Origin of the sequence: Janthinobacterium sp. EB271-G4-7A, from assembly GCF_020858075.1 — a bacterium.
GTDB lineage: Bacteria > Pseudomonadota > Gammaproteobacteria > Burkholderiales > Burkholderiaceae_D > Janthinobacterium > Janthinobacterium lividum.
In genome coordinates, this window is the sequence record NZ_JACYMI010000001.1 from 2,800,807 (window position 1) to 2,815,142 (window position 14,336).

Annotated in this window: 16 protein-coding genes; 6 read left to right on the top strand and 10 right to left on the bottom strand. The window is 63.9% G+C overall.

Going from position 1 to position 14,336, the window contains the following annotated elements; genetic code table 11:
- Positions 1 to 67: 67 nt before the first annotated feature.
- From IGS58_RS12670 to IGS58_RS12680, 3 genes are read left to right on the top strand one after another with little or no spacing between them, the layout of a single operon-like run.
- Positions 68 to 2,092, top strand: a complete 2,025-nt coding sequence (locus IGS58_RS12670; protein ID WP_230521572.1) for a ferritin-like protein — start codon at positions 68 to 70, stop codon at positions 2,090 to 2,092.
- Entirely contained in the window at positions 2,092 to 3,021 is a 930-nt protein-coding gene (gene bufB, locus IGS58_RS12675; protein WP_230521573.1) for an MNIO family bufferin maturase, read from the top strand. The genes IGS58_RS12670 and bufB overlap by 1 nt, the downstream gene beginning before the upstream one ends.
- The gene (locus IGS58_RS12680; protein ID WP_230521574.1) at positions 3,011 to 3,889 is read left to right on the top strand and encodes an HvfC/BufC N-terminal domain-containing protein; all 879 of its coding nucleotides are present in this window, start codon (positions 3,011 to 3,013) and stop codon (positions 3,887 to 3,889) included. The genes bufB and IGS58_RS12680 overlap by 11 nt, the downstream gene beginning before the upstream one ends.
- Before the next feature lie 65 nt (positions 3,890 to 3,954).
- Here IGS58_RS12680 and IGS58_RS12685 read toward each other — a convergent pair whose 3' ends face one another.
- The 8 genes from IGS58_RS12685 to IGS58_RS12720 all read right to left on the bottom strand — a co-directional run bounded on the left by IGS58_RS12685 (position 3,955) and on the right by IGS58_RS12720 (position 9,689).
- Positions 3,955 to 4,203 carry a DUF3297 family protein gene (locus IGS58_RS12685; RefSeq protein ID WP_010398340.1) on the bottom strand — a complete coding sequence of 83 codons (249 nt, stop codon included), beginning with the start codon at positions 4,201 to 4,203 and terminating at the stop codon, positions 3,955 to 3,957.
- A gap of 131 nt (positions 4,204 to 4,334) precedes the next feature.
- The gene (locus IGS58_RS12690) at positions 4,335 to 6,107 is read right to left on the bottom strand and encodes an ABC transporter ATP-binding protein (RefSeq protein ID WP_230521575.1); all 1,773 of its coding nucleotides are present in this window, start codon (positions 6,105 to 6,107) and stop codon (positions 4,335 to 4,337) included.
- Positions 6,104 to 6,658 carry a hypothetical protein gene (locus IGS58_RS12695; protein WP_211549694.1) on the bottom strand — a complete coding sequence of 185 codons (555 nt, stop codon included), beginning with the start codon at positions 6,656 to 6,658 and terminating at the stop codon, positions 6,104 to 6,106. The genes IGS58_RS12690 and IGS58_RS12695 overlap by 4 nt, the downstream gene beginning before the upstream one ends.
- Positions 6,658 to 7,203 (bottom strand): MauE/DoxX family redox-associated membrane protein, encoded by a 546-nt coding sequence (locus IGS58_RS12700; protein WP_230521576.1) that lies wholly within the window; start codon positions 7,201 to 7,203, stop codon positions 6,658 to 6,660. Before IGS58_RS12700 ends, IGS58_RS12695 begins: the two co-directional genes overlap by 1 nt.
- On the bottom strand, positions 7,197 to 8,063 hold the full coding sequence (locus IGS58_RS12705; RefSeq protein ID WP_230521577.1) for an SDH family Clp fold serine proteinase: 867 nt from the start codon (positions 8,061 to 8,063) through the stop codon (positions 7,197 to 7,199). Before IGS58_RS12705 ends, IGS58_RS12700 begins: the two co-directional genes overlap by 7 nt.
- Positions 8,045 to 9,058, bottom strand: a complete 1,014-nt coding sequence (locus IGS58_RS12710) for an ATP-grasp domain-containing protein (RefSeq protein ID WP_230521578.1) — start codon at positions 9,056 to 9,058, stop codon at positions 8,045 to 8,047. The genes IGS58_RS12705 and IGS58_RS12710 overlap by 19 nt, the downstream gene beginning before the upstream one ends.
- A 68-nt stretch (positions 9,059 to 9,126) precedes the next feature.
- The gene (locus IGS58_RS12715; RefSeq protein WP_034786919.1) at positions 9,127 to 9,312 is read right to left on the bottom strand and encodes a hypothetical protein; all 186 of its coding nucleotides are present in this window, start codon (positions 9,310 to 9,312) and stop codon (positions 9,127 to 9,129) included.
- 188 nt (positions 9,313 to 9,500) lie between these two features.
- Entirely contained in the window at positions 9,501 to 9,689 is a 189-nt protein-coding gene (locus tag IGS58_RS12720; protein WP_034786916.1) for a hypothetical protein, read from the bottom strand.
- Positions 9,690 to 9,992: 303 nt separating this feature from the next.
- On the opposite strand from IGS58_RS12720, the gene IGS58_RS12725 reads away from it, so the two are divergent.
- The 3 genes from IGS58_RS12725 to IGS58_RS12735 all read left to right on the top strand — a co-directional run bounded on the left by IGS58_RS12725 (position 9,993) and on the right by IGS58_RS12735 (position 12,264).
- The gene (locus IGS58_RS12725) at positions 9,993 to 10,373 is read left to right on the top strand and encodes a hypothetical protein (protein WP_230521579.1); all 381 of its coding nucleotides are present in this window, start codon (positions 9,993 to 9,995) and stop codon (positions 10,371 to 10,373) included.
- Between the two features lie 6 nt (positions 10,374 to 10,379).
- Positions 10,380 to 10,709 (top strand): immunity protein Imm33 domain-containing protein, encoded by a 330-nt coding sequence (locus tag IGS58_RS12730; protein ID WP_070279608.1) that lies wholly within the window; start codon positions 10,380 to 10,382, stop codon positions 10,707 to 10,709.
- An 85-nt stretch (positions 10,710 to 10,794) separates the two neighbouring features.
- On the top strand, positions 10,795 to 12,264 hold the full coding sequence (locus IGS58_RS12735) for a serine hydrolase domain-containing protein (RefSeq protein WP_230521580.1): 1,470 nt from the start codon (positions 10,795 to 10,797) through the stop codon (positions 12,262 to 12,264).
- Here the strand turns inward: IGS58_RS12735 and IGS58_RS12740 are convergent.
- On the bottom strand, positions 12,261 to 12,845 hold the full coding sequence (locus IGS58_RS12740; RefSeq protein WP_230521581.1) for a type 1 glutamine amidotransferase family protein: 585 nt from the start codon (positions 12,843 to 12,845) through the stop codon (positions 12,261 to 12,263). The genes IGS58_RS12735 and IGS58_RS12740 overlap by 4 nt on opposite strands.
- Positions 12,846 to 13,223: 378 nt before the next feature.
- Positions 13,224 to 13,997 (bottom strand): ferredoxin--NADP reductase, encoded by a 774-nt coding sequence (locus tag IGS58_RS12745; RefSeq protein ID WP_034748152.1) that lies wholly within the window; start codon positions 13,995 to 13,997, stop codon positions 13,224 to 13,226.
- Between the last annotated feature and the right edge of the window lie 339 nt (positions 13,998 to 14,336).

Here is a 14,336-nt window from a genome sequence, read left to right on the forward strand (position 1 = left end):
AACAGCGCACGCAGATGGCGCGGATCGGCCCGATATCCGAAACGCATCCTTCCTGTGGAGATACAGAATGAAAATGCCCGTTTTAGGAAGCACCCAGGCCCCCATCACCAGGCGCCCGCTCGACATGCTGGACACCGACACGGCTGCCGTGCGCGCCATCGCCCAGGCGGCCGTCAGCGTCGAGCTGTTCACCATTCCCCTGTACATGGCCACCATGTACTCGATCCACGGCACGCACCAGATCAACTCGAAAGGCGTCACCTACTATGAGGGCCGCCAGTGGCCGGGCATGGGCACCACGGCCCGGCCCGAGCTGAAGGAGCAAAAGGCCTTCAACATCATCTTCAGCGTCTTCATCCAGGAAATGCTGCACCTGCAGATGGCGGCCAACCTGGCCACGGCCATCGGCACGGCGCCATGCTTCACGGGTTCGGAGCTGCAATCGCAGGACCATGGCTGGACTTGCTACGGCAAGAGCTGCACGGTGATCCCGCACATCGTCGACTTGCAGGACACGTCCGGCTACCGCCACGTGCGCGTCAACCTGGAAGAGCTGAACAGCAACCAGTGCGACCTGTTCCTCGCCATCGAGCAGCCGGAACAGCAGGCGCGGGCCCAGCTGGCGAAGTTCGACGCGCACGACCACACCAAATATTTCCCCGAGGTGCCGTTCGTGGGCTGGACGCCGGGCAAGCACGTGCATGATCTGCCCCTGTTCGGCACCATCGGCTATATGTATGAGTGCTACGCGCGCTATATCAGCATCGAATACACGGATGGCCAGACCCTGTGGCAAAAGCTGTTCGTCAACGGTTCGGTGCAGCAGGACATGTTCAATAGCCAGGTCCAGGGCCATGCGCGGGCGGAATTTCCCAAATTCGATACCTGCTTCGGCCCGCAGGACCAGGATGGCGGCCAGACGGGCTCGTTCAACAAGGCCATCGACATGATGGCGGCCATCACGGACCAGGGCGAGGGCAGCGAAGCGGCCATCCAGCGCTACCGCCGCGATGCGGCACTGCGCCTGAAGGCCGTGCAGCCCGACTACCGCGAAGACCTGGATGCCTTGAAGTGCGATTATCCGTCCTACGCGAATAATGGCAAGGATGCCGAATCGCGCGACGCGCAGGCGCGCCACGACAGCGCCCCGTTCGACCACTACGAGCGTTTCGGCCAGGTCAAGGCGATGCTGCCCGTGACTACCTGGGCCAGCTGGCACAAGCAGGGCCAGCAGTGGAGCGCGGCCATGCTGACCAACGAACGCTACAACCCGGCCAGCACGCCGCAGAATATCCCGGCGCCGGCGGCCGTGGCGGGTGCCCTGAACCGCCTGAAGGACGCCAGCGGTACCCTGGAGATGCTGAGCACGGTGGCCACGGGCGCCATCTACGGCATCACTTCCGTGCTGGACAAGTACTGGCAGATCCAGCAACTGGACTTTCCGTATCCGTCGATGGTGGGCGCGGGCGACCGCATGGCCATCTGCTGGGCCGTGCTGGGCCAGGCGCCGAACCTGGCGACGGGCGTGCCGCTGGCCGAGAAAAGCGTGCTGTACCACGCCTGCCAGGGCATGCACCTGGAAGGCGAGGCCTCGTCCACCTGCGCCGCGCTGGCCGTCTACCATACCTGCCGCGGCTCCAACGGCTGCCATGCCCAGGGCGGCTGCGGCTTTGCCCAGGCCGACACTGGCGGTTCGTCCTGCGGCCACTCGGTCAAGCTTGCCGCGTCGCCGGGCACGCCGTGCTATGTGCCGCCGCCGCCGCAGCAGCCCGATAAGGTCTACAGCGCGCCCAGCGACAACAAATGCGGCGGCTTCGGCGGCTGCGCCGTGCCGATTTCGGCCTCGCAGCTGTATCCGAACACGACGGGCAAGGAACCGCCCGAGCCTGCCACCATGACTTTGTACGATTTCGGACCCGCGCCCGAGCACCGCAGCATTCCGCTGGGCCAGACCATGAGCTTTGCGCTGGGCGACAATGTCTACGACAAGGCCTGGGAAGCCTACGGCAAGGTGATGGCGGCGCGCGGCACGCCAGTGGGGGCGCCGCCGCCGCCCACCGACCTGCGCCTGGCCTTGCCGCCGTCGACCTGATGCGGCGCGCCATGCACACGGTGGCGCCACGCCTGGGCTTGCCGAACCTGGGCCTGGGCGTGGGGCTGCGCCCGCCGCACTATGCGCACATCCTGCGTCACGGTCCGCAGGTGGACTGGTTCGAGATCATCAGCGAGAACTTCATCGACAACCACGGCTATGCGCGCCATGTGCTGGAGCAAGTGGCGGCGCAGGTGCCCATCGTCATGCATGGCGTCTCGCTGTCGATCGGCAGCAGCGATCCGCTCAATCTCGGTTACCTGCGCAAGCTGCGCCAGCTGGCCGGCGAGATCCGGCCCGCGTGGATTTCCGACCACCTGTGCTGGACGGGCGCCGCCTCGCTCAACAGCCACGACTTGCTGCCGCTGCCGCTGGACGAGGCCAGCCTGCGCCACGTGGCGGGACGCGTGCGGCAGGTGCAGGAATTCCTGGGCCGTCCGCTGGTCCTGGAAAACCCCAGCAGCTACGTGGAATTTGCCCAGTCCAGCATGCAGGAATGGGAATTCCTGGGCCGCCTGGCCGAGGACACGGGCTGCGGACTCTTGCTCGACGTCAACAATGTCCACGTCAGTGCGCATAACCACGGCTATGACGCGGCCCACTACATCCGCCAGTTGCCGCACGCGCACATCGTGCAGATCCACCTGGCCGGCCCCACCGTGTGCGGCGCCGTGCTGATCGATACCCATGACGCCCCCGTGCCGGCCGCCGTGTGGCGCCTGTACGCGCTGGCGCAGCGGCTGACGGGCGGCGTGTCGGCCCTGCTGGAATGGGATGCGGAGATTCCCCCGTACCCGGAGCTGCTGGCCGAGCTCCACAAGGCGCGCGCGGCCGAGCGGGGAGAATTCGCGGATGTGGCACCAGTCACGGCTGCCGCCGCCGTCTCTGCGCCGCTGGGCTTTCACCTGGAGGCGGCCCATGCCCCGTAGCACCGCAGCAGGCGAATCTGGCGAGGCCCGCGCACCGCTGGCGCAATTGCAGGCATGGTTCCTGACGGCGATGACGGCGCCGGGCGGCGCGGCGCGCGGCGTCCAGCTGGCCAGCGAGCGCCATGGCTTGACGCAGGAGCAAGTATTGAAACGGGCCAGGGGCGGGCCGGCGCCGCTGCACATCCATGCGGACGGCTATGTGCAGCGCCTGCTCGAATGCCTGCAAGCTGACTATCCCGTGTTGCGCAAGGTCATGGGTGACGAGCTGTTCGCCTTCTTTGCCCGCGCCTATGTCTGGCGCCACCCGTCCGCATCCGCGACCTTGTATGACCTGGGCGCCGGCTTTGCCGATTTTCTCGCCTCCAGCCAGCATGCCGCCGGCGCGCAGGGCGCCGCCTTGCGCTTTCCCGTCGAACTGGCGCAGCTGGAACGGGCGCGCAGCGAAGCGGGCAGGGCGTCCGGCCTGGAAAAGCTGGCGCCGCCCATGCTGCCGTGCGGATTGGACTTGCTATTGGGAAATGCACCGGCCTGGCGCCTGGCGCCGTGCACGCGGCTGCTGGCCCTGTCGTTCCCCTTGTCCGACTACTGGCAACAGGCGCAGGCCGCGCCGGACGACGCCGTGCCGGCCCAGCCTGGTGCCAGGTCCGCCTTTGTCGCCATTTCGCGCATGCATTACCGGCTTGCCATGCAGGATTTGCAGCCCTGGCAGTTTTATTATCTGCAAGCGTTGGCCGGCGGCGCGCCGCTGGCACAGTGCGCGGGGCAGGCGGCGCGGGCTAGCGGCAGGGCGCCGGACGAGGTACTGGCCGACGCCATGCTGTGGCTGCCGCTGGCGGCCGCGGCCGGTCTGGTCATCTGCGATGCCTGAAAGACAAGCGGCGCACGCAAAAAAGGCCGATGAAAATCGGCCTCGATGACAACTGAATGTGTTGCTTAACGGTAAAACGCTTCGACTTTGCCCTTCAGCTTGATCTGCAGCGGACGGCCGCGGCGGTCGAGGGACTTGGTGGAAGCGACCTTGATCCAGCGTTCGCTGATGCAATATTCTTCCACGTCAAGACGCTCCTTGTCGTTGAAGCGGATGCCGACGTCGTTCTCGAACACGGCTGCAACGTGGTAAGGGCTGCTGGGGTCGATCGACAGGCGATCGGGCAATGGGGGTAAGGTGGTGGTATCGTTCATGGGCGTAATTATCGCCCAGAATGCCGATCCAGACAACGGGGTGCGCATGCTTATCTGGCTGCGCGCGCCACTTGGCTGGCGCGGCAGCGGATTTTCAGGCAAGTCGGACAGTGGCAGCGCACGCTGCCGCCTTACAGCGTTGCCGCACTATCATGTAACTGCTGGAATTGCGACAGCTGCTGCTGCATCAGCCGCGCATACTGGCCGCCCGCGCGCAGCAGCTCGGCGTGCGTGCCTTGCTGGCAAATCCTGCCCTTGTCCATGACGATGATGCGGTCCGCTTTCACGATGGTGGAGAAGCGGTGGGCGATGATGATGGTGGTGCGTCCCTGCATCAGGGTATCGAGGGCGAGCTGCACCTGCTGTTCGCTGGCGGCATCGAGCGCGCTGGTGGCTTCGTCCAGGATGAGGATTTTCGGCGCGCGCAGGATGGCGCGGGCGATCGCGATGCGCTGCTTCTGTCCGCCGGACAATTGCACGCCCCGTTCTCCCACCAGGGTCTCGTAGCCGTCAGGAAAAGCTTGAATAAAATCGTGGGCATGCGCCAGGCGCGCCGCCGCCAGCATTTCTTCGCGCGTCACCTGGCGGTCTGGCACGGCAAAGGCGATATTGTCCGCGATGCTGCCGGAAAACAGGGCAGGTTCCTGTTCCACCACGGCCATCTGGCGCCGCAGCTGCGTTACGCCCAGCACGTGCGCATCGATGCCGTCGAATTGCAGGCTGCCCGCGTCAAGCTGGTAGTGGCCCAGCACCAGGCTGGCGATGGTGGACTTGCCCGCGCCCGAGGCGCCCACCAGGGCGATCTTTTCGCCCGCGCGTATCGACAGGCTGACGCCGTCGAGGGCCGTGACCTGCGTGCGCTCGGGATACGAAAAGCGCGCGTCGCGCAGCGCGATGTGGCCGGCCAGCGGCGGTTGCGGCGTCGCCTCGGGCACGGCGCGGTGGCTGCGCAGGATCTCGAAGATGCGGTCGGTTGAGCCCATGGTGCGCATCCACGTGTTCCAGAATTCGCTGATGGAGCCGGCCGTGTCCGTCACCATGCTGGCATAGATGACAAAAGCCGCCAGCTCTCCCACGCTCAAGCGGCCCTGGCCGATCAGGTGGGCGCCGAAGCACAGGGTGGTCAGCAGGGCAACAAAAGCCAGCAGCCCTTGCGCGCCCTGGAACACGGCCAGCAGCCGCGTGCCGGCCAGGGACACCTCCAGCAGTTGCCGCATGGCTTGCGCATAGCGGGCCATGGCGCCGCCCTGCTGGTTGAATGCCTGCACCAGCCGGGCATGGGCAAAGTATTCCTGCGCCACCTTGCCGCTGGCGGCCAGGGTGGCGGAAATGGCCCGCGAACGCTGCCGGTAATTGCTGCCTGATAACTTGCCGAGATACAGGCTGATGGGAATGAACAGGGCCAGCGGCAGGCTCAGCATGGGTGACAGATGCAGCAGCATGGCGATGCCGCCCAGAAAGACGCATAGCGAGCGCAGGGCATTGGCCGCGCCGATGGTCAGGCTTTCATGCAGGGCCGACACGTCGGATGTCAGCCGGCTGTTCAGCTCGCCGCCATGGTGCTTGTCGAAGAAGGCGATGGGCTGGTTGATCACCACGTCAAACAGGCGCCGGCGCACGCCCATGACGATCATGTGGCCGCTCGACTGCAGCAGATAGAAGCGCGCGGTCGTGATCAGCGCATACAGCAGGCTGACGGCCAGCATGGCGGCCACCATGCCCGGCGTGACGCCGCGCCGGGTCAGTTGCGCCACGTTGTCGATGAAATACGCGATGGCTTGCGGAAAGGCCAGTTGCGCGCCCACGGTAAGGGCCATGCACAGCAGGCCGGCGGTGACGCGCCAGCGCACGGGATACAGCAGGCGCAGGCGTTCAAGATGCGGGCCGACATTCAGATGACTCATGCGGCGCGCTCCTGTGCCGTCTCGTCAGCCAGTTGCTCGACGAGGGCCAGCCAGTCTTCATCGCCGATCAGGCCGGCCGCTTCCACGCTGCCCTGGTGATTGACGAATACATAGGAAGGCGAGCTCATTAGCGGATTCACGCGCCGGTAGTCGCGCAGCGTCAGCCGTGCCGTGGCCGCCCGCAAGGTGTTGCCGGGCAAAAAGGCGCGCAGGCGGCGGACTGGCTCTTCGCTGAGCAGCCACAGGGCCAGGCCCGCCTCCCGCGCCAGCGGCAGCAGCTGTTCGATGCCGGCCAGCTTTTCCCCGCATTTCGGACAGCGGCTGGCCAGGAACAGCAGCACGGCCGCCTGGCCGCCGGCGCCCGGCTGGAAATGCGCGCCGCCAGCCAGCGGACGGGCTTGCACGGCAGGCAGGGGCTGGCCCGGCTCCAGCGCCGTGGGCGTGATGCGTTCGCGGCGGCTGGCGCGCAGCACGGCCAGGCTGAGCCAGATATTGCCGGCGAGGGCAAACGCCAGCGCCGCCAGCACCAGTTGCAAGGTCGTGGAATCCATCAGTCTGCCTTTGCCAAAGTGGCGATCTCGTGCAGGGAAATCGTGGCCACGCACATGATGGCTGCCAGGCCGGCGGCCAATATGGAGGTGGCGACGGGCAAGGCCGTTTCCTGCGCCAGCGCAAAGTAGGCGCCGTTGATGCCGACCGCCAGCATGTTGCGCAGCAGGTCGTACTGCGACACGGGCCGTGCCGCTTCGCCAAAGCAGCTGCAGCGCACCACGCTGTGCGTGAAGTAGCGGTAAGTCAATATGGCGGTGAGCGTGCTGAGCAGCGATAGCGACAGCAGCATCGGTGTGTGGGTACCGCCGGCCAGCAGCCAGCCGGCCAGCAGCAATTCTGTCATCACCAGGGCTGGCGCAGCGAATTGTGCGGCGGCGGGCGGCATGCCGAACGAGGCGGCCAGGTTGGCGCGAAAGTCTCCGTAGCTGCGCAGCTTGCCCACGCTGGCCGCCAGCAGCAGCAAGGCGATACAGTAGCGCGCGGTATCGGCCAATAATGCGGCCAATAACGCTGGCAAGGATGGGGCCAAAAGCGGGGTCAGCATTGCGTGCTCCACACGGGCGCGAAGCCGCCCGGACGCTGGCGCCGCAGCTGCACGCCGTCGCGCGACGCCAGCAGGGCATCGTTCCACGGCTCGTCGGGAGCGCTGCGCAAGGCGCCGCCTATGCTGGCCTGCAATTGCGTCGAAATGGCCCAGCCCAGCCTTTCGGCGTGGATATCGCGCGCCATGTTCAGGCCCAGCTGGGCAAGCTCTTCGCGCGTCAAGGCATAGTTGTGCGAGTGATAACCCGTCACCAGTTGCGCGACGATGGCCCGCCGCGCCTCTTGTGTGGCATCGGGCAATTGCCAGGCCAGCAATTCCTCGCCGATCTGCGCCAGTTCCAGGGTGGTGCGGTAGAAGGCCGTCAGGGAAGGAGGGAAGATGCTGCCGCACAGCAGGGACAGCGATTGCTGGCGCGCCTCGCTGGCATCGACGCCAAACCACTGCTGCGCCATGTCGCCGAACACCTTGATGTCCAGGCTGGACATCGAGCCGCCGTCGGCGCCATCGAGCTGCGGATCGATGGGCGAGAACAGGGCCAGGTCGCCCGCGATGATTTCATCGGCGCCCAGGGCCAGCAGGGTGGCGGCCGACTGGCAGTGGAAGGGCACGATAAAGCTCAGGTGGCGCGCATGCTGGCGCAGCAGGATGGCGATGCGGCGCGCCGCGTTGACGATGCCGCCGCGGCCGTGCAGCACCACGTCGAGGCGCGCCACGGGGCCGATGCCCTGGCACAGCTCGTACAGGGCGGGGAGCAGCTCCATGTCCAGATGCGAGGCGGCCAGGACGATGGCGCGGCTGTCGCGCGCCTGTTCCAGTTCGCGCAGCCGGACGGGGATCTGGTTCAAGTCTGGCTGCGGCATACGGCTCCTTCGATCAGGGCTGCGGCCACGCTTTCCAGCATGGGCAAGGCTGGTACCAGTTGTTGTACATACAAGAATTGACCAACAGGATTGTTTTCCAGGAAAACATACTCGCCCCCGGGCGTGACGATGAGATCGAGCGCGCCATATTCGAGGCCGTAGCTGTGCACGAAAGCGAGGCAGCGCTGCTGTATTTCCGCCGGCAGGGTGCATGCTTCATAGCGGATGGGGGCCGACATGTCGCGCGAGTCGATGGCCGTGCGCGCATCGTCCTGGGAATACAGGCGCGCGGCAAACAGTTGCTTGCCGATCACGGTGATCCGCAGTTCGTATTGCTTGGCAATATATTCCTGGAACTGGCAGCTCAGTTCGCTGACGGCGTCCAGGCTATCGAGCATGGCATCGTCGACGATGGTGGTGCCGATGCCGGCGCTGACCCTGTCAACGTCCTCGACCGCTTCGGCGGCCAGGCTGGGCGTCGACATGCTCTTGAAAATGATAGGCCCTTTGATGGCAGCGCGGAAAGCGCGCACGTCGTCGGGCACGTTGGTGATCACGGTGGCGGGCACGCGAAAGCCCATGCGCGCGGCCCGCGCAAGCTGTTCGCCTTTCCATTGGGCGCCGCGCAGGGCCAGCGGATGGCTGAGCCAGTAGCAATCGAGCCCGTACAGCACGCTGAAGATGGCCTGCTCCGTTTCCAGCTGCGCGTAGGCGCGCTCCTGCAGCGTCAGGTCGGCGCTGGCGTAGGCGTAGTCGGCCGCCTTGCGCAGCCAGACGGCGCCCACTTGCTGCAGGTCAAGCCAGTCGCCATCGGGCAAGTGGCGCAGGCGCGCGCTGGCGCGGCCGTCGTGCAGGCGCTGGCACAGCTGATAATCGCGGGGAAAGGCGTCGAGATCGATACGGAAGGGGGCATGGCCGCGGGCGGCGAGGATGGCTTCGACCAGGTCGGCGTGCAGATCGCCGCTATGGCTGATAATCAAAACCTTTTTGTGCATGTCGTGGGCTTGCGGTAAAGGAAGGTGAAAAAGCCTTGCCGTGGCAAGGCTTTCAGATGGCGAACGTATCAGCAGAACTCGCCGCCGTCACTTGAACCGATACGCGAATAGCGGTATTGCTCCTCGCTGTCGACAGCCGTGCAGCCGGCCACGGCGACGCCATCGCGTACTTTCCAGAGCGCAGGATGCGCTGGCTTTTCTTCTTCCTTTTTTTCCGCCAGTTTGAATGCGAACAGTTTGGTTTCTTTGTGCATGTGATCCTCTATTAATGGTCGTGTTCCGATTTTTACCGATAAATACTTGTTTTAAAAAATGGAATCTACAATTGAAAAGTGTTTGTATATGCATTGCGCGCGGAATAGCCGCGCCGCACGGCGCCAATTTGAATATGGGGGAATATATGAAACCCCCACGCCGGGCGGGGGTTATGGCGTGCCGGGTATCAGCAATACTGGCCGCTGTCGTTGGGCTTGAGGCGCGAAGAGTCGCGATATTGATCATGGGTGCCAACGGCGGTGCAGCCGGCCACGGCGACGCCGTCGCGCACCTTCCAGGCGGTGGCGGGCGCTTCCTGTTTTTGTACCTGTTTTTCAGCCAGTTTGAATGCGAACAATTTGGTTTGGTTTTGCATTGTACTATCCTCTTGTGATGGTTAAGTACTGCTTGCGCTGTATGCCATGGTATATGGCCATTCGATATTAGCGCCTGAATAAATAAGCGTCAACTTGAAAATCAATCGTATCCGCGGTTATATTTTTCAAATACTCACCAAATATCACGCGAGTCATTTATGTTATTGCAGTGCGATAAATAATAAGCGCGGCACTTTAAATAATCGGCACGATGCTCAATTATTGATGGCAAACGGATCGAGCATTCCCGCGGCGACGCACTATAATGGCGCCTGTTGAATGGATAAGGCACGACGTACTCTATGGAAATGGCCATCACAGACAGCCTGCGACAGCTGGCATACGCGCAGGCCGCCGCCTTCGTGCAGACGCTGGACACGCGCGATCCTGTTGCACTGCAGCGCGACTGGGGCTTGTCGCCGGGCGTGGCCGACGAGATCATCGAGATGCTCGACAGTTATTTTGCTGCTAGCCAGACATTGTCCCTGGCGCCGCTGGCGCAAGCCTTCGTGCCGGGCAAGGGTGGCCGTCCCGCCGTCGATGTGTATGCCACCGACGCCGGACCACTGGGCCTGGAATGCCTGCTGCTGGCCGACGGCAAGCCGGGCGAAGCGACCTTGCACCTGGAAATGTCCGGCCACGACGGCGCGCTGCGCCTGCATTACCACTACATCGGATCCTGAAACACCATGACTGAACTGATCAGCGAAACACAACGGCGCATCTGCGACAAATTCGGCTTGCCGGCCCAGGCGCCCGAGCCCATGGTAGCCCTGGCCATCGCCAGCCTGGCGCAGTCGCCCATCTACGGCACGCGCATCGCGCTGCCGGAAAACGGCACCATCAGCTGGTTCATCCATTGCGGTGAGCACGATGATGCCAGCGGCTTTTACCAGCCCCTGCATGCAGAACACCTGCACGAACTGCTGCCGCAGGTGGTCGATTACCTGGCCTTGCCCAGCGGTGCCAAGTTCATTCTCGACCGGGAAGGGTATGAAGACGTGTGGCTGGAAGAGTAACTTTCTGAACGGCAAGATTATCGTTGACGTTGATAAATAGGTATGGGATGCTGCGGTTCCGTTTTCTCCTGTCGAAAGCCACATCTTGAACCCACGCCTCCCGTCTGTCCTGCTCGTCATGGCGCTTGCCGCCGTCCCCGTTGGCGCCGTGGCTGCCACTGCCGCCAGCCAGCCGAAGGTGTCCAACGCGGAACAGGAGATTGCCGCCTTCGTGCGCAGCGAAATGCAGGAGCGCCAGATTCCGGGACTGCAACTGGCCGTGATACAAGGTGGCAAGGTCGTACTGGCGCGCAATTTCGGACTGTCCAGCCTGCAATACCAGGTGCCGGTGACGGACGCCAGCCTGTTTTCCATCAATTCGGCGACGAAAGCGTTTGCCGGCGTGGCCGTCATGCAACTGGTGCAGCAGGGCAAGATCGACCTGGCCGCGACTATCGGCCAGTACCTGACGGGACTGCCGCCAGCCTGGCAAGCCGTGACGGTGACGCAATTGCTCAACCATACCTCGGGTTTGCCCGATGTGCTGGACCAGCGCAGCGGCAAGCTGGTGGGGCCACAGCCGGACGACGCCGATGCGGCGTGGATAGCCGTGCAGGCGCTGCCCGTGGAAGCCAAGCCTGGCCAGCGCTACCGCTACAACCAGACCAATTACGTGTTGCTGGCGCAATTGATCGAGCGGCAAGGCGGCCAGCCTTTTACCGCCTTCGTCCAGCGCGGGCAGTTTGACGTGGCGGGCATGCCGCACAGCGGCTTTGGCGACGCGAAGGACGTGGTCGTCAGCAAGGCCAGTTCCTACGTGCTGGACCGGGGTGGCAAGGGCTACCGCAACGTAATCGAAGACTTTCCCGTGATCATGCGCGCCGGCGCCGGCATCAACAGCAATGCGGGCGAACTGGCGAACTGGCTCATCGCGCTGCAGTCGGGGCGCCTGCTGGCGCCCGCCAGCGTGGAACGGCTGTGGCAGCCGACCAGCTTGAATGACGGCAAGCCGGCGCCGTGGGCGCTGGGCTGGCCCACCATCGGCCGTGATGGACACCGTGCCGTGGCCGGCATCGGCGGCGCCCGTTCAGCCTTTTATGTGTATCCGAACGATGGCCTGGCCGTCGTTATCCTGAGCAACCTGGCCGGCGCCCAGCCGGAACAGCTGATCGATACCGTCGCCGGCTTTTATCTTCCCGCCCTGCGCCAGCAGCGCGGCGGCGCGTATGCCGCGCACCTGCTGCGCAACAAAGCGGCCAGCGCCGGTTTCGATGGACTGGACAAGAAACTGGCGGCCATCCGGCGCCAGCATGGGCTGTCTGCGCCCACCGACGATGACTTGAATGCCTGGGGCTACCGTCTGCTACGGCGGCAGCAGCCGAAACAGGCGGTAGCCGTCTTCCAGCTCGGCGTGCAACTGTACCCGCAAGGGGCAAATGGCCACGACAGCCTGGCCGAAGCATACGAGGCGGACGGCGCCAAGGCGCTGGCCATCACGCATTACCGTCGTTCGCTGGAACTGGATCCGGGCAACACGCACGCCGTGGCGCGCCTGCGCGTGCTGGATGCCAACTAGCGCATTGGCTGGGCTGCCTTGCCGTGCTCGGCGCCGTGCATGGCCAGGTAAGCCGCCAGGTTGTCATCAGCTATGCCCAGGGCGCGCAAGACCTCGGCCGTAAAGCTGACGGGCGCCGTGCCGGGCGCCGTGATGACGCGCTGGTCGGCCACGGCCCACGGCACATCCTGGTACAGGGCGGCGCCCGCATAGCCGGTATCCTTCAGGTTGTCGGCGGAATTGGAGGTGTGGCGCACAGTGTCGAGCACGCCCGCCTGCGCCAGCACGCGCGTGCCGTCGCAAATGCCGGCCAGCACGATATTCCTGTCGCGGGCCGCGCGCAGCAAGGGGGAGAGGTCGGGCGCCTTGCCGCTTTGCCAGTGGCTGCCGCCACATACCATCAGCAAATCGAGTTCATCGAGCACAATATCTTCCAGCGCCAGTTGCGGCGTGACCAGCATGCCGCCGGACGAGGTGACGGGCAAGCCGCCGGGCGTGGCGAACTGCGTGTAAAAGCCGTAGTACAGGCGCGCCGTGGAATTGATCAGGGCGGTTTCCCAATCGGCAAAGTTCTCGGTCAGAATGGTGATGGCACGTGTCATGAAAAGTCCTGTCGCAGGTGGAGATATCGATAGTACAGGCTGGCTAGCCTGCTGGTGCCGAAAGCATAATGAAAAGCACTGACAATTTCTGTCAGGAGCGCGCGTGACTGATGCACCGCCCGCAGGGCGGCGTGTTTATTTTGGCATGCGGCCGAATCCCGATGCGTTTTTACAGGCCATGTTTGCGACAGATCAAGCAAGGTCAAGACCGACCGTGCGGCCTCGCTGCTGTTCGGTCCGGCCATGGACAGGAAGCCTTTACGTCCGTGCAGCGCCTCATGAATGGCTTGCGGTAGCCGCCACCAATGAAAAGGCCCGGCGCCGCCGCAGGAAGCGGCGGGGCCGGGCCCCTGGGGTATTGCGGATGACTTTTGCGGATTACTTTTCGGCGAAAGCGCGCTCGACAACGAAGTCGCCTGGCGTCGAGGTATTGCCTTCCTTGAAGCCACGCGCTTCCAGCATTTCCTTCAGGTCGCGCAGCATGTCCGAGCTGCCGCAGATCATCACGCGGTCTTCGGCAGGGTTCAGCGCCGGCACGCCCAGATCTTCGGCCAGCTTGCCGTTTTCGATCAGTTCGGTGATGCGGCCCATGTTGCGGAAGTCTTCGCGCGTCACGGTAGGGTAGTAGCGCAGCTTGTCGCTGACCATTTCGCCCAGGAACTCATGCTTCGGCAGATGCTCTTCCAGCAAGTCGTGGTAAGCCAATTCATCGACCTGGCGCACGCCGTGCACGAGGATCAGCTGGTCGAAGCGCTCGTAGATGTCCGGATCGCGCACGATGCTGAGGAAAGGCGCCAGGCCCGTGCCCGTCGACAGCATGTACAGGCGCTTGCCTGGCAGCAGGTAGTCGGACACCAGGGTGCCCGTCGGCTTGCGGCCGACGATGACCGTGTCGCCCACTTGCAAGTGCTGCAAGCGCGACGTCAATGGACCGCCCGGCACCTTGATGCTGAAAAATTCCAGGTGGTCTTCATAATTGGCGCTGGCGATACTATAGGCACGCAGTAACGGCTTGCCATCGACGCGCAGGCCGATCATGGTGAAATGGCCATTCGAGAAACGCAGCGACGGGTCGCGCGTGGTGGTAAAGGAGAACAGGGTATCCGTCCAGTGGTGCACGCTTAAAACGCGCTCTTCATTCATCGAACTCATAGTATTTGTTGGCTGGTCAAAAAAAATGGTTAGTTGCTGGCAACTGCTGGCAAAAGTGAAACCCTGTGTAGGCCCAGACGCTATTGTACCGGCCTCCACACGAAATTGTTACCGTCTATCGCCGCCATTGCTGCCGCAAGCGGTGCCAACATTATAGTGCGGTTGGCAAGGTTGGGCTGAAATACCCCTTGAAACAGGCGGGTGACAGGCAGAGTCTTGACCTGGCTCAGTTTTCTGGCACCCAGGCAGAACTCCGCCGCCCATGCCAATCTTGCAAATTTATTGACTTCAGGAAAGATGGTTGCATTATAATATCTAAACGTCAATACACCGCCTAAT

What these genes read in the sequence shown, in the direction of transcription:
- IGS58_RS12715 (WP_034786919.1), bottom strand. Translation starts at nt 9,312, where the DNA reads ATGCACAAAGAAACCAAACTGTTCGCATTCAAACTGGCGGAAAAAAAG.
- IGS58_RS12670 (WP_230521572.1), top strand. Translation starts at nt 68, where the DNA reads ATGAAAATGCCCGTTTTAGGAAGCACCCAGGCCCCCATCACCAGGCGC.
- IGS58_RS12730 (WP_070279608.1), top strand. Translation starts at nt 10,380, where the DNA reads ATGACTGAACTGATCAGCGAAACACAACGGCGCATCTGCGACAAATTC.
- IGS58_RS12720 (WP_034786916.1), bottom strand. Translation starts at nt 9,689, where the DNA reads ATGCAAAACCAAACCAAATTGTTCGCATTCAAACTGGCTGAAAAACAG.
- bufB (WP_230521573.1), top strand. Translation starts at nt 2,092, where the DNA reads ATGCGGCGCGCCATGCACACGGTGGCGCCACGCCTGGGCTTGCCGAAC.
- IGS58_RS12725 (WP_230521579.1), top strand. Translation starts at nt 9,993, where the DNA reads ATGGAAATGGCCATCACAGACAGCCTGCGACAGCTGGCATACGCGCAG.
- IGS58_RS12710 (WP_230521578.1), bottom strand. Translation starts at nt 9,058, where the DNA reads ATGCACAAAAAGGTTTTGATTATCAGCCATAGCGGCGATCTGCACGCC.
- IGS58_RS12740 (WP_230521581.1), bottom strand. Translation starts at nt 12,845, where the DNA reads ATGACACGTGCCATCACCATTCTGACCGAGAACTTTGCCGATTGGGAA.
- IGS58_RS12680 (WP_230521574.1), top strand. Translation starts at nt 3,011, where the DNA reads ATGCCCCGTAGCACCGCAGCAGGCGAATCTGGCGAGGCCCGCGCACCG.
- IGS58_RS12700 (WP_230521576.1), bottom strand. Translation starts at nt 7,203, where the DNA reads ATGCTGACCCCGCTTTTGGCCCCATCCTTGCCAGCGTTATTGGCCGCA.
- IGS58_RS12695 (WP_211549694.1), bottom strand. Translation starts at nt 6,658, where the DNA reads ATGGATTCCACGACCTTGCAACTGGTGCTGGCGGCGCTGGCGTTTGCC.
- IGS58_RS12690 (WP_230521575.1), bottom strand. Translation starts at nt 6,107, where the DNA reads ATGAGTCATCTGAATGTCGGCCCGCATCTTGAACGCCTGCGCCTGCTG.
- IGS58_RS12685 (WP_010398340.1), bottom strand. Translation starts at nt 4,203, where the DNA reads ATGAACGATACCACCACCTTACCCCCATTGCCCGATCGCCTGTCGATC.
- IGS58_RS12705 (WP_230521577.1), bottom strand. Translation starts at nt 8,063, where the DNA reads ATGCCGCAGCCAGACTTGAACCAGATCCCCGTCCGGCTGCGCGAACTG.
- IGS58_RS12745 (WP_034748152.1), bottom strand. Translation starts at nt 13,997, where the DNA reads ATGAGTTCGATGAATGAAGAGCGCGTTTTAAGCGTGCACCACTGGACG.